10 protein-coding genes are annotated in these 13,583 nt (G+C 68.7%); 4 read left to right on the top strand and 6 right to left on the bottom strand.

The features are described 5' to 3' along the window. Positions 1-64: 64 nt before the first annotated feature. The 4 genes from MXD59_RS18215 to MXD59_RS18200 all read right to left on the bottom strand — a co-directional run bounded on the left by MXD59_RS18215 (position 65) and on the right by MXD59_RS18200 (position 3,686). On the bottom strand, positions 65-460 hold the full coding sequence (locus MXD59_RS18215) for a hypothetical protein (protein ID WP_248825893.1): 396 nt from the start codon (positions 458-460) through the stop codon (positions 65-67). Between the two features lie 7 nt (positions 461-467). Next, positions 468-794 carry a hypothetical protein gene (locus MXD59_RS18210; RefSeq protein ID WP_248825892.1) on the bottom strand — a complete coding sequence of 109 codons (327 nt, stop codon included), beginning with the start codon at positions 792-794 and terminating at the stop codon, positions 468-470. Positions 795-1,169: 375 nt separating this feature from the next. Further along, a complete protein-coding gene (locus tag MXD59_RS18205) occupies positions 1,170-1,775 on the bottom strand; it encodes a GNAT family N-acetyltransferase (RefSeq protein WP_248825891.1) in 606 nt (201 codons plus the stop codon). A 255-nt stretch (positions 1,776-2,030) separates the two neighbouring features. Next, positions 2,031-3,686 carry a serine/threonine-protein kinase gene (locus MXD59_RS18200; protein ID WP_248825890.1) on the bottom strand — a complete coding sequence of 552 codons (1,656 nt, stop codon included), beginning with the start codon at positions 3,684-3,686 and terminating at the stop codon, positions 2,031-2,033. A gap of 252 nt (positions 3,687-3,938) precedes the next feature. Between MXD59_RS18200 and MXD59_RS18195 the strand changes: the two genes are divergently transcribed. From MXD59_RS18195 to MXD59_RS27790, 4 genes are all read left to right on the top strand, one after another. Continuing rightward, positions 3,939-4,634: a GntR family transcriptional regulator gene (locus MXD59_RS18195; protein ID WP_248825889.1), complete on the top strand. Its 696-nt coding sequence runs from the start codon at positions 3,939-3,941 to the stop codon at positions 4,632-4,634. A gap of 396 nt (positions 4,635-5,030) precedes the next feature. After that, positions 5,031-6,569, top strand: coding sequence for an NCS1 family nucleobase:cation symporter-1 (locus MXD59_RS18190; protein WP_248825888.1), 1,539 nt, complete (start codon positions 5,031-5,033; stop codon positions 6,567-6,569). Positions 6,570-6,735: 166 nt separating this feature from the next. Further along, positions 6,736-7,464 (top strand): aspartate/glutamate racemase family protein, encoded by a 729-nt coding sequence (locus MXD59_RS18185; protein WP_248825887.1) that lies wholly within the window; start codon positions 6,736-6,738, stop codon positions 7,462-7,464. A 221-nt stretch (positions 7,465-7,685) separates the two neighbouring features. Then, positions 7,686-7,895 carry an FxSxx-COOH-like cyclophane-containing RiPP peptide gene (locus MXD59_RS27790; protein ID WP_504858359.1) on the top strand — a complete coding sequence of 70 codons (210 nt, stop codon included), beginning with the start codon at positions 7,686-7,688 and terminating at the stop codon, positions 7,893-7,895. A 3-nt stretch (positions 7,896-7,898) separates the two neighbouring features. Here the strand turns inward: MXD59_RS27790 and fxsT are convergent, their stop codons facing one another. Then, positions 7,899-11,834 carry an FxSxx-COOH system tetratricopeptide repeat protein gene (fxsT, locus tag MXD59_RS18180; RefSeq protein WP_248825886.1) on the bottom strand — a complete coding sequence of 1,312 codons (3,936 nt, stop codon included), beginning with the start codon at positions 11,832-11,834 and terminating at the stop codon, positions 7,899-7,901. 10 nt (positions 11,835-11,844) lie between these two features. Continuing rightward, on the bottom strand, positions 11,845-13,317 hold the full coding sequence (locus MXD59_RS18175) for a TIR-like protein FxsC (protein ID WP_248825885.1): 1,473 nt from the start codon (positions 13,315-13,317) through the stop codon (positions 11,845-11,847). Positions 13,318-13,583: the final 266 nt, after the last annotated feature.

The raw sequence follows: 13,583 nt of genomic DNA, 5'->3' as shown, positions 1-13,583 counted from the left end.
GTCCGTCAGGGACAGTTCCCGTTCCCCCTGCCCATGAACGGTCGCCTCGATGAAGTGACAAGCGTCATAGTCCGGGACGCAGGCCCGTCGTGGGCGGCGGTGTCGCGCCGTCCGACAGCGCCCGCAGGATGGAAAGATCCAGCTCATTGCGGATGCGGGCGACGATGCTGGCCCACTGCCGGGAGAACCCCGGCCGCCCCTCCAACGCCGCCCACACCCACGAAAGCTCCGGCTCGATAGCTCCGGCTCGGTGTGCGCCCCCGGCATCCACTCGGCGGGGGCCGAGGAACCCGGACGACAGATCGTCCCGGCCACCGGTGACGACGGCGCGGGCCAGCGGTCGTGAGGTCAGCCGCACGGCCGCGGGCGCCAGCTCCAACAGTTCCTCGACCGCGTCCACGCTCACCGCCCGGGAGTGCCGCGACAGCGCGGTGCGCACCTCGCCCAGCAGGACGCTCACAGGACGCTCATGGGCCGAGCAGAACGTAGGAGACGCGCTCGGGGGTCGCCACGTCCCGCCCCCGTCGGCGCAGGACGCCGAGCCGGGCGAGCTGCCAGACGGCGGCCAGACAGGCGCAGGACCATCGGCGCTTCTCCTCCGGGCCGTTCCACAGCTCGACATCCAGGAACGGGGAGTGCTGGTACCCCGCGTTCTCCACCGGCGGCGACCAGCCGACGAGCCCGCCCATGGCCTGACGCGCGCCCATCGCGGGCGAGCGCTGACCGTTGGTCAGCCAGCCGGTCTCGGTGACCTGCGGGCGGGAACCGTCGGCGCCGAACGGCGGGTCCGCCACCAGCAGACCTTCGACCAGCTCGGCGAGCGAGCCCGCCCGGTGCCCGCACCAGCCCGGACTCGCGGGCCAGATAGTCGCAGGACATCACCACACGGTCCTCGCCGGGACCGAGCAACGTAGGACACCTGGCTCGGTACCGGTCGCTGTGCGGAAGGGCACCGCGGAGCGGTTCTGCTCGAACGGCGGGTTGGGAGTCGCCGCCTCATGATGCGCCCGACCTGTGTGCACATGATGGCCATCAGTCGTTTTTTGCTTATCGATTGGTGGAGTTCCCGTATTTTTCCGATATCAGGCGGGTGGTCGCCCGGTCAGATGTTCGGCCGAGTAGGTGTTCCTGATGCGGAAAAACGTTCGGACAATGTTGCTGGCGTCGCGTCAGTCCAGCGTTGGCAGGAAGCGGTACATGACGTGGAGGTCGACGTCGCCGAGCCAGGGATGGCGATAGGCGGCGGGCAGAGTGCCGATCAGCCGAAATGCCAGTGAGCGCCACAGGGCGACCAGCTTGGGATTCACCGAGATGACCGCGTTGAGCTGGATCGCCCGGTAGCCGCGGTCGGTCGCGTACTCGATCATCTGTTCGGCGGCGAGGCGGCTCGCGCTCTCCCAGTGGCCGCCGCTGCGGCCGGCCGCACCGCCCGCGCCGGGGCGGGCGCCGGCACCGCCCAGGACCCGGGCCCGGTGTGGCGGGCCGCCATGGTCGATCCACTTCGGGTCAACCAGCAGCGTGGCCTGGGCGACATGATCGCCGAGTCCGGGCAGGCTGGGAAGCAGCAGGGCGGTGGCCACCACGGTGATCCGGCCGGCGGCGTCCTCCTGCTCCATCACGAGGACGTCGGCCGGCGAGGGCAGCATCCAGGCGGCGCGGGCGGTCTGCTCGTCGGTGTCCGGTGGCCAGGGGCAGGTCTCGCCTTCGACCACGACGGCGCGCCAGACAGGCCAGATCGCATCCCAGTCCGCCGGGGACGCTCGCCGTGTCCGCACCAGTTCGATCCTGCCCGTTGACCACGTTGCCTGAGCGGCCGTGTGGCGGCGCGAGCCACCGTGTGACGGGCAGGTTCACCGTCCACCGGATCGCCGTGCCTCGCCGGGTTCTCGCGCCGATCCCCGTGCCCCACCTGCGACCTTATGCCCGACCTAGATCATCTGTCGGATTTCGGTGACGTGATGTGGTTCGCGTGGATATGCCGTTCGCGCGGCTGTCTGGTCCGTACGGGCGGTGCGGGTCGGTCCGGGGGACTACTGGCGATGGACGGCGAAGGTCGAGCATCCGGCCAGGCGCACCTGGCCCGCCAGGTCGTCGGGGCGGGTGGCGTCCGGACGCGCGGTGAAGTTGGCCATGTTGTAGCCGGGGGGCTGCTCGATCCAGCGCACACCGGTGAAGTTCAGCACCCCGTCGGCGAAGATGATGCGGGTCAGGTAGGAGCCGCGGGGCACACCGGGATTGGACGGCAGCGGGTAGAAGTCAAGCCGTGCCCACAGATCCTGGCTCGGAGTCAGAACAATACTGAGCAATAGCCCGGTCGGGCCCTGCGAACAGACGTACCCGCCGCGCCACAGGCCGGGCAGCGCGATCGGTGGTGTGGCGGCGGCGCTCGGAGTCGCCGCCACGGAGCCGCCGCCGGTCGAGGGCAGCGACGGCGACGGGCCGGGAAACGCCGTCCCGGCAGGTACGGGCACGGCCGTCCCCGGAGCCGGCGCGGTGGCGGTGCGGGCGGTGCCGGCCCCGGCGGTGGGCTTCGCGGGCCCACCGCGGGTGAGCAGGGTCGCGACGATCGCGATGGCGAGAACACCCGCGATGGCGATCACGGCCGGAATCCACGGGCCCGACAACCACCCCGGCCGACGCCTTGGCCGTGGCACCGGCTGTCCTGGCTGTCCTGGCTGTCCTGGCGGCCCTGCCTGCCCTGGTCGCGAAGCCGCGGCCGGTGGCGAGGGGCGCGCCACGGCTGCCCCCGTGGCCGGTGGCGAAGGGTGGATGACGGGCATGGAGCCGAGGTCGGTGACCGTGCGGGGAAGGCCGGGGAGCCGCCATCGCTCGTCCAGCAGGCGTTGGGTCGCCTCGGCGGGGTCGGCCGTCGGGTCGGCGGCCGCGGGCAGAAGCTGGTGCAGCAGGTCCGTCGCGCTCGGCCGGCCACGCGGATCGGGGCGCAACGCCGCCAGCAGGACGGGCAGCAGACGGTCGGGGACGCCGGTGAGATCAGGGCGTTCCCCGATCACGCGGTACAGCAGAACCTCGGGTCGACCCAGCCCGTACGGGGGGCGTCCGGTGGCGGCGAAGGCGAGCGTCAGCGCCCAGGAACACACGTCGGTGAAAGGCCCGGTCTCACCAGCGGCGACCTGCTCGGGCGCCATGTAACCCGGACTGCCCAGCAACGAGCCCGGACTGGTCAGCGGCGTCGACTCGGCATACCAGGACACCCCGAAATCGATCACCTTGGGACCGTCCGCGGTCAGCAGCACATTGGACGGTTTCAGATCCCGGTGCACCACGCCGACCCGGTGCATCGCCGAAAGCGCCTCCGCCAGACCCACGGCGAGGCTGTCCAGGACACCTCCGATCAGGGCGCCTTCGGCCTCCACCACCTCGGTCAGACTGGAGCCGGCGACGTATTCGGTGGCAAGCCACGGACGGTCGGCGTCGGGATCGGCGGCCACGACCCGTACCGTGCACACCCCGCCGACCGCCCGGGCGGCCGTCACCTCACGGCGGAAACGCTGTCGGAAATCAGGGTCGCCCGCCAACCGGGTGGCGATTCGTTTGACGGCAAGCGGTCGACCGGCGGGATCGGTGGCCAGATAGACCACGCCCATCCCCCCCGAACCAAGCCGGGCGGCAACCGGATAACCACCGATCTCCGCCGGGTCGCTGGGGCGCAGAGGCGAAACCGGCACGGTCGATCTCCTCTCCGCCAGTTCGGTCCGTCAGTTCGGTCATTGTGTCCGGTCGGCGCACATGGCCGCACCTCTGGTCCGGTCCGCCCCGATCGCGGCCGGGCTGGCCCGGTTCGCGGGGGTGGGCTGGCTCGGTGCACAAACGTGATCTGACGGCGGACGGGACGAAACAGTTCGGGGCTACAGTCCCGGACGTCCACTGCAGATCCGGCCCGCCAGCTGCCCCGGCGGATCCATCCCTGGGAGGATGGGATGCGAGTCCCCCGGCCACCGGTGACATGGGTCGCGACCCTGTCCACCGACTGGGATGGATCGGCCCGTGAGGCCATCCTCGGCGAGCTCAAGCGGGTCATCCTCGACGGCGCGGCCGGCCCCGGCCTGCCCATCCCGGTCGATGAGGTCGCCGCGCGTTACCAGGTCAGCCGGATTCCCGTCCGTGAGGCGTTGATGAGCCTGGTCGGTGAGGGGCTGGTGGAGCATCGGGCCCGCGCGGGCTACACCGTCGCGGCGCTCACGCCCGCCGAGCTGCGCGAGTTCTACCTGGTGCGGGAGGCGTTGGAGGCCTCCGCGTTGGCGGCGGCCGTGCGCCGGGCCACAGCCGCGGACGACGAACGGGTCCTGGCGGCGCACGTCGCCACCGCCGCGGCGATCGAGGCCGGCGACGCCCGCGGGCACCATCGCGAGAGCCGCCGGTTCCATCTCGCGCTCGTCAACGCCGGCGCCATGCCCCGGCTGGCACGCATGTACGAATCGGCCTGGAACATGACCGAGCCCGCCCGGCCGATGGACCACGCGCCGCGCGACGTGGTCACCGCGCTCAACGAGGACCACGAGCGGATGCTCGCCGCCTTCGCGGCTCGGAACGCGCCGGCGCTGCTGGAGATCTCCCGCCTGCACCACGCCCGCCTTCGGGCCTCCCTCCCCGGCAGTCCCGGCCCCACGCCCTGACCGCCTTCCCACCCGACTGGCCGACCCCGTCCCTGGGCTGGCCGGGGCCGCCTCAGGGGCGGGTCGCGGTCAGCCGTGTCGCCGATCAGCCGCGATTCTGATCAGCGCAGCACGGAGTAACTCGGCTTCGACCGTCCACCAGCGGATATATCTGTCGTGTCATTCGACAGAAACATCACCACCCTACTGTCTCTCGACAGAGGCCGGCCGGTGGATTCATCTCGCCGTGACCGGAGCGGTCTGACGCCGAAGCGGGCCGCGTTTCCGGCGACCCGTCGTGTGTCTGAAAACGCCCGATCACCCGCGTGGACCGCGCAGCCATCCGAGGGAGAAACAATGAACGAGTCCGAGGCTACCGTGGCGCCGCCGCGGGACCTGCCAACAAGTAACGGAGATATGATCGAAGCCGCTGGCCAACCGGTCGGTTCGGGTGCGGTGAAGCCAGGTTACGATCCACGGCTTGCCAACGAGGACCTTGCTCCGCTACCCAGGCAGACCTGGTCGACCTACAACATCTTCGCCTTCTGGATGTCGGATGTGCACAGCGTCGGCGGATATGTGACCGCCGGCAGCCTGTTCGCGCTCGGGCTGACCAGCTGGCAGGTCCTGGTCGCGCTTCTCGTGGGCATCACCATCGTCTATTTCTTCTGCAATCTCGTGGCCCGGCCCAGCCAGCAGGCGGCGGTGCCCTATCCGGTGGTCTGCCGGGCATCCTTCGGTGTGCTCGGTGCCAACATCCCGGCCATCATCCGTGGGCTCATCGCCGTGGCCTGGTACGGCATCCAGACCTACCTCGCCTCGGCCGCGCTGGACGTCGTCCTGCTCAAGCTGTTCGGCGGCCTCGCCCCCTACGCGGATGTCCACCAGTACGGCTTCCTGGGCCTGCCGCTGCTCGGGTGGTGCAGCTTCGCCGCCCTGTGGGTCCTCCAGGCGGCGGTGTTCTGGACCGGCATGGAGACGATCCGCCGGTTCATCGACTTCTGCGGCCCGGCCGTCTACGTCGTGATGTTCGCCCTCACCGGCTATCTCATCTACAAGGCCGGGTGGGGTGCGATGAGCCTCAACCTCGGTGGCGAGCGCCATGGCGGCTCCACCATCTCGATCATGCTTGGCGCTATTGCCCTGGTCGTCTCCTACTTCTCCGGTCCGATGCTGAACTTCGGCGACTTCGCCCGGTACGGAAAGGACTTCGGTGCCGTCCGACGCGGCAACCTTCTTGGCCTTCCGGTGAACTTCCTGGTGTTCTCCCTGCTGGTGGTGCTCACCGCCTCGCTGACGATTCCCGTCTTCGGGGAACTCATCACCGACCCGGTTCAGACCGTCGCCCGGATCGACAGCACCTTCGCCATCGTGCTCGGCGCGCTCACCTTCACCACCGCCACCATCGGCATCAACATCGTCGCGAACTTCATCTCGCCGGCGTTCGACTTCTCCAACGTCAGCCCGCAGCGCATCAGCTGGCGCGCAGGCGGCATGATCGCCGCGGTCTGCTCCGTACTCATCACACCGTGGAACCTGTACAACAACCCGGATGTCATCCGCTACACCCTGGAAACGCTGGGCGCCTTCATCGGCCCGCTGTTCGGCGTGCTCATCGCCGACTTCTACCTGATCCGTCGCCAGACCATCGTCGTGGACGACCTGTTCACCATGTCCGAGCGCGGGTCCTACTGGTACCACAAGGGTTTCAACCCGCCGGCGGTCATCGCCACGGTGGTCGGCGCCGTCATCGCGATGCTCACCGTCGTGATCCCCGGGTCGGCCATCTCGTGGATTCACACCGCCGCCCAGTACAGCTGGTTCATCGGGATGGGCCTCGGGCTCGCCGTCTACTACCTGCTCGCCCGCCGCTCCCCGGTCACCGCGACCTCCCTGGTCGCCCCGGTGCCAAGCCCCCGCACCCCGCAGACCGAACCGCGGGCCGCCACCCGCTGACCGCCCGCTTCTCCCACGTCCCACGTTTCTCCCACGTCCCACGTTTCGCCCGCACCCCGCACCCCGCACCCCGCGTCCGGCGTCCGGCGTCCGGCGGCCAGTACGGCCCCTGACGCCGGCGCCGCGCTCCGGACTCCTTCGGCTCTCCCTGGACGGTTGCCGCACCATGCTCATCCGGGTCATCAACCCGAACACGACCGAGTTCATGACCAGACTGATCGGCAGGTCGGCCCGCCTCGCCGCCGGGCCGGGTACGCGGGTCGAGGCCGTCACCCCGGCGATGGGACCGGCCTCGATCGAGAGCCACTACGACGAGGCGCTCAGTGTGCCGGGCATTCTGCGCGAGATCGCCGCCGGCGAGGCCGACGGCGCGGCCGGCTATGTGATCGCCTGCTTCGGCGACCCGGGTGTCGATGCGGCCCGCGAAGTGGCCACCGGCCCGGTGCTCGGCATCGCCGAGGCGGCGATGCGCGCCGCGGCCACCCTCGGCCGGGCGTTCAGCGTCGTCACCACCCTGGAGCGCACCCGTGGCCGGGCGTGGGAGCTGGTCGACCGGTACGGGTTGCGGTCGGTCTGCCGCGGCGTGCGCGCCTGCGAGATCGCGGTCCTGGAGCTTGAGGCCGACCCGAGCGCACCGGCCCGCATCCTCGCCGAGTGCCGAGCGGCGCGTGATCACGACGGCGCCGACGTGATCGTGCTCGGCTGTGCTGGCATGGCCGACCTGTGTACGTCCCTGTCGGCCGATCTCGAGATTCCGGTGATCGACGGCGTTTCGGTGGCCACGGCGATGGTCGCCGGTCTCGCCGGCCTCGGTCTGCGCACCAGCGGCCGCGGTGAGTACGCCCCACCACCGGCCAAGCCCTACACCGGCCCGCTGCGGACCTTCGCTGTCTGATCGCGACGCGGCAGGTGTTGATCGCTGGTTGAACTGGTGGAGTATGTGGCCGGTTACCGTGATCGGTGGACATAAGGCGGCCCGCCAAGGTGTGTTGACCGGGGTACGTGGCGGGTTACTCTCCGGCAGTCGCGCCCCCGGGTCATCGGACGCCGGGCCGGTGGTCGTACGCTGCCTTCAATTTCGGCCGTGTCCGGCCGGAGCGGGAAGGGGAACGAGCCATGGTCGCCGGATACGAGGCCTTCGAGTCGGATCTGCCGGATCTCTCCGACATTGATCTGGATCGACTCAGAGATCATCCGAACCCTCGGATCCGACATGCCCTGACCGCTCTGAGCAGAGCCGCGGAGAACCCACTTGGCGCGCAGTCGGGATTCAACTCGAGCATTGGTCCGCCGACTGTGGTCGCTTCTGAGCCCCACGCGGAATGAGGGTCACGGCGGTGGTACGTCTATTTCGAAATCGATGCGTTCACCGCCGGTGATCCTGGCGAGCACCGGATGCGCTGGTCCCAGCGAAACCGCGAGCTCCTCGAGGGTCCGCGAGCTCATCGTATGTGCGAGCTTCTCCTCGTTCGTTCTTGCCAGCGCCGCGGCGCGGTTGGCCGTGGCGAACATGGTGTGGGGGTGTTCATGGCCGAGTGCGGTCCGCAGGCCCCCCTCGACCTGCCGGTCGAGCTCCCTGGCTTCGCGCTCGCGGCCCAGGTCGAAGAGACAGCTGGCGAGATTGGCACGGGCGTAGTGGACGAACGGGTGGTTTTTTGGCAGGGACGACTCCAGGCTCAGGATGGTTCTTTCGGCAAGGTCCGCAGCCTGCAGGTTATCGCCAAGACGGCGTCGTGCGACGGCTAGTGAGTTTGCCACCCCAAGCGTGTCGAGGCTTTCTGGCCCAAGGTGGTTCTGGGCCCGCTCGAAGGTATCCTCGGCCAACTGCCAGCCATCGGAGGTCTGCTGATCCAGGCACAGGTCGTAGACGAGGCTGGCCGCCGTCATGAGCGTTTCACGGTGGTTCGGGCCGGAGAGGTTGCGAAGCTTGTCCATGGTCTCCCTGGAGAGGCGGAACGCCTCGCTCAGCCGGCCGTTCCAGCGCAGTGAGATTGCATAGTTACGTGCGGATCTCAGAGTGTCCGGGTGATCGTCACCGAGTCTGATCCGACACTCCTGTTGCGTCTGCTGTAGCAAACTCAGCGACTCGTGATATCGGCCACATTCGCGAAGATCCCGCGCGTGGCTGTCGGCGTACTGCAGCACATCGACATCCTTGGGTTTGGACAGCGCCGGCGTCCGCACCCGATCGTGGACGTCCCGGCTCAGCTCGAGGGCTCGCCGGAAGTCGCCGGCAAACCGCAGTGAGACGGCCAGGTTGTTGGCGGCCTTGATTCCGTCGGGAGTATCGAGCTCGTTGTTGATTCTGAATCGTTCGAAGGTCTGCTCGTCGAAGACACGGGCCTGCTGGTAGTCGCGGATGCCGCGGAGGTCGCCGGCGATCGCCATCGCCGCCCGCAGCGACAGTTCGTGATCCTGACCCAGAATGCGTACCAGCCCGTTTCGCGCGGCCTCGTCCAACTGGTGAGCCCGTTCCGGCTCGCCGAGGGCCCGTAGGCTGTCCGCGAGATCCAGGGCGATCCGCAGGGTGCGCCAGTCGTGCTCGCCCAGACGGTCACGCCAGACCGCGAGAGCCTCGTTGGCGAGTTCCTGGCAGCCGCCGTAGTCGCGTTGTGTGAAAAGACTGCGTACCAGGTTGCGTACGAGATCCGCCACCACCGGAGCCGCGGAGCGCACCGCCCGGGAGGCCAGCACGTGCGGGCGGAGCCGAGCGTAACTGGCCCACGCCGACGCCTCGTCGGGGTCGACCGGATCGGCGGCGGCCAGCAGGGCATGGACCCGACCGCGGACCTCGGCCCGCCGCGGCGGGGCCAACTCGTCGCGGAGTACCGCCTGTACCAGACGGTGCATTTCCAGGCAGGAATCGCCGTCCTTGTCCACCAGCCGGACAAGGGCGTGTTCGGTCACGTGACGAACAGCGGAGGCCAGTGTGATCGAATCCCGCAGTTCCTGATCTCCCGGATCGGTGACTTCGCGGAGGTTTTCGGTGCCGGCGAAGATGCTCAGGCTGATCGGCTCCGGCCCGAAGAAGGCGCACAGCTCGGCCAGTCGTGCCGCGATCGGCACCTGTTCGCGCAGTCTCTCGACGGAAAGCAACCAGGTGCGGGCGACCGGCCTGGGATAGGTGGGAATCTCCCCTTCCAACAACAGCGGACGTGGGCTGTCCTCGAGGTGGCGCAGGTAGCTCTCGGCGGACATCCCGCTCTCGGCATGCCAGGCACCGGCATGCTCCAGCGCCAACGGCAGATCGCCCAGTGCCTCGGCGAGCCGGGCCGCGATCTGCTCGGTGAGCGACGGTGCCCGGCGGCGCAGGAGCGCGACGCTCTCGGCCCGGCTGAAGACGCCGATCTCCAGCCGGGCCTGTCGCCCCTGCCAGCGCTGGTTCCGGGACGTGATCAGTACATGACCCGGCCCGTGCGGCACCAGGTGCACGATGTCGTCCGGACTGTCGGCGTTGTCGAAGATCAGGAGCCAACGTCGGTAGGGCACTCCTCGCCGGAGCGCGTTCAGGGCGTCGGCGACGGGGTCACGCCCGGGCCGCTCCGGCAGGCCCAGCACCCCGGCCAGGGCGGCCAGGCTGCTGCGCACCAGCGCCGGCTGGTCGCAGCCGATCCAACAGACCAGATCGTAGGAGGACGCGAACCGGTAGGCGTACTCGCCCGCGATCTGTGTCTTGCCAACCCCACCGAGCCCTTGGAGCACCAGAGCACGAGTAGGTGCGGCCTGCGCCCCGACGAAGCGCTCCCGCAGCAGAGCGAGCTGATCCTCACGACCCATGAACGCCGGATTGCGGGTGGGCACGCCCACCCAGACCTGCGGGGGCGCACCTGGGAAACGGACCGCGGATGGTTGCCTGGTCGTCGGCTGGTCCACCGCGGGTCGTCGGGTGGGTCGGCCCGTCGTGGTGAGCAGGGTGCGTCGCGCGGCCGCCTCGTCAAGACCAGCGAGTTCGGCGATGTGGAGGCTGTCGAACTCGGCCGGCAGCTCCACCTCCTTGATCCGGACGACGATCGGCGCTCGATCGCCGCCGTAGCCGGCGCCACCACTCCCACGCGGAGAATCCGGCGGACCGAAGAGACTCAGATAGGCCGGTGAAAGCACCACGACGACGCGCCCGTCCGCGTCGCCCGTGGAAGGCAGCCGCGTGCTCCCGTCCCGCTCGTCGAGTGGTTCAAGGGTGACGGCGAAGCCCACCGCCGCGATCTCCTCGGCGATCCAGTCGGCCCAACCGCGATCGCGGGTGGCATGACGTACCCGGATACCAGCCGGGATATCGGCCTGCTGGCGTTCGAACAGGGCGAGATGCTGTCGTCGCTGCCGCTCGTCCTGGGCCGGCAGCTCGTGGACCTCGTCGTCGGTCAGCCGTGCGGCGAGTCGCTCGTAGGCCGCGAGCAGGGTGCCCTCCTGATGCGGACGGTCGCCGAAGACCGCCAGGATCTCCTCGTAGGAGTAATACGCCTTGTAGGGGATCTCCACATCCCCCCAGTAGCGGGCACGCTCATCGGCACTCATGCCGGCGAGATAGGGATCAAATGTGGCCCGGGCGAGGTCGCGGCCCCGTTCGAGTTTCGCGTGCTCGGTGTCCTCGACCCGCATCGGTACCGGGAGCAGGCGAATCTCGTGGTCGCCTTCCGGCGCCGTGATCGATCGTGCGACGGCCGCCGCCCCTTCAATGCTCTGCGTGCTGAGGGTGAAGCAGTTCACCACTGTGTCCGGGAGTTGCATGGTGCAGATTCCGGCGGTGTCGCTGAGGCCGGTCCGACTGTCGATCAGAATCCAGTCGTAGGAGTCGCGCATGCTCTCGGCCAGAGCGTCGATGAAGTCCGCGCCGCCGTGCCTCTCGTAGAAGGAGGTCCAGTCGAAGGCGCTCAGGCGTTGGGAGTAGGCGGCGTCGTGCCGCCCGGAGCAGACGAAGTCGATCGTGCCGTCGTCGGGGAAGTCCCAGGTCAGCGATTCCGCGTAGGGGGTGATCGCGCTGACCCTGACCAGCCAGTCCTCCTCGCTGGACGCGGTCGGCGACAGCGCCGCGGCGGTGAAGTTCCAGATGAGATCCATGACGCCGCGGGTGGAACGTAGCTGCGGGTCGTTCAGGAAAGGGTGGAAATACCGCTGCAGGCCGGGTGCCTCCAGATCCCAGTCGACCACCAGGACGCGTCGCCCGTTGCTTGCCAGCAGCCAGGCGATGTTGGCCAGCGCCATCGATCGCCCCGTGCCACCCTTGTAGGAGTAGAACGTGACGATGCGTCCCACGGATGCACCTGGCATGGCCTACCTTTTACGGGCCGGCGAGAAAGGGCCGGCGGCGAGGTGGGGATTCTGAGCGACGGACGGAATATGACGACCTGAAGATGCGGGCCTGGGTGTCCACCAGCATCTGTAGCAGAGAGGCGTCGAACTCCTCGTGGGTGTGTATCTCCAGCTGGAGATTGTCCTGTCGGACGATGTTGTTTCGCAGGGCCCGCCCCAGTGACTCCCTGAGCTCGGCGGCGTTTTCGGCGGTCTCGGTGTCATCCAGGTTCCACGGGACCAGCACGCCGGTGGTCGGCTCGTTTCGGTTGTCGTACTCCCGTAGCGCCCGGTGGAACGGCTCGAGCTGGGTCGTCCAGGCGTCGACGATAAAGACCACCATCTCATTACGATCGCGGGAGGCATCGAGAAGCGTGCTGATCCCGTCGCGTAGTTCGACAATGTCGGAGGACATGTCCTGGTATGCGGCGATGGCCTGCGCGGCGATGCAGACCCGTTGACGGGACCGGGGATGGTAGGGTGTCCACTCGTCGTACTGGCTGCCATAATAGTTGAGCTGACTCCGTAACGAAGACAGTTCGGCGGCCGAGGCCACGGCCATGACGAACGTAACGCGTTTCGGACCCGAGCCGCGCACCGGTGACTCGGCTGCTCGGAGGGTGTCCGGCTCTGGCGGGACCGAGGTGTCCGGTGGCCTGGGTGCACCGGGGCCGTTCTCGGGCTGGGGTCGGTCGTCGGCCGTCGTCGTCGCCACCAGTGGTGGGTTGACCGGCTGGGGGCGGTCCACCTCGTGCCGAGAGGGCTGGGCGGAACGATCGGAGTGGGGCTCACCCTCGGCGACCGGTTCGAGCGGCGTGAGCTCCGGTTCGGCCGGGATGGGATCCGGCCGATCGGTTTTCTGCTCCTGCGGTTCGAAGGCGCTGCGAATCCGATAAAAATCCGGCATCTCGGCTTGCGGTGGAAGTGGGGAGACCTGCACGAGGTGCACGATCCGTTCTGCCAGCGCCACCAGGAACTCCTGGTAGTCGTCATGGTTCCGCTTCAGCTGAAGCAGGTAGCGCAGGCCACGCCGAGAATAGAGCTCACCGAAGCCGGTGTGATCATACTGCAGTCGTGCCAGGACGGGTGGTAGCCGCGGCAACGGGGTCCAGATCACCGGTAGCAGGGCGGGAAGCTGGGTGCCCTGGTTGGGCTGGCCACGCTGGCAGCGATCGCTGAACGCCTGCCATTCCTTTCCGCAGTACTCGCTGGCGAAAAAACTCGGTGAGCAGATCGCGACGAAGGTGTGGCACCGGCGAAGGGCCTCGGTGAGGCCCTCGGACCAGGCTTCTCCCGGCGCGATGTTGGTGGTGTCCAGGAACCCGATCTCCTTGACATCGGGATGCCCGCACCGGGCACGCACCTCACGCCGCAGGTCGTCGACGAACCGGCCCAGGTGGGCACCGTCCTGGCCGTCGAGGCGCGCGTAGCTGAGGAAGAAGTAGAGGGGAAGCTCGGCCACCGGATCAGCCGCATCCAGGTCGGTGGGGAACGGGGCCGCCGGGCCCGGTGCGTACCCAGAAGCGATCCGGACCTGTCCGCGTGCGGACCTCGTGTATTCGACGAGATAACGACGGCCAGGCATGCCCGCGACTCGACTGCCTGTAGGCGGACGCCGCAGGCATCACTGATCGCTTGTTTTCCACCCAGTGCCCCCGCACCCTGTGCAGACCGTTGCTCCGGCCGCGGCAGGCGTCGATGCCGCGAAAGCCGAGTCTACGACGCGGC

Source organism: Frankia umida, assembly GCF_023242945.1.
Lineage (GTDB): Bacteria > Actinomycetota > Actinomycetes > Frankiales > Frankiaceae > Frankia > Frankia umida.
Note: the sequence above shows the minus strand (reverse complement) of the source record. Positions and strands in the feature narration are given on the sequence as shown.

Coding starts and splice junctions, on each gene's coding strand:
- MXD59_RS18190 (WP_248825888.1), top strand. CDS start 5,031: ATGATCGAAGCCGCTGGCCAACCGGTCGGTTCGGGTGCGGTGAAGCCA.
- MXD59_RS18185 (WP_248825887.1), top strand. CDS start 6,736: ATGCTCATCCGGGTCATCAACCCGAACACGACCGAGTTCATGACCAGA.
- fxsT (WP_248825886.1), bottom strand. CDS start 11,834: ATGCCAGGTGCATCCGTGGGACGCATCGTCACGTTCTACTCCTACAAG.
- MXD59_RS18195 (WP_248825889.1), top strand. CDS start 3,939: ATGCGAGTCCCCCGGCCACCGGTGACATGGGTCGCGACCCTGTCCACC.
- MXD59_RS27790 (WP_504858359.1), top strand. CDS start 7,686: ATGGTCGCCGGATACGAGGCCTTCGAGTCGGATCTGCCGGATCTCTCC.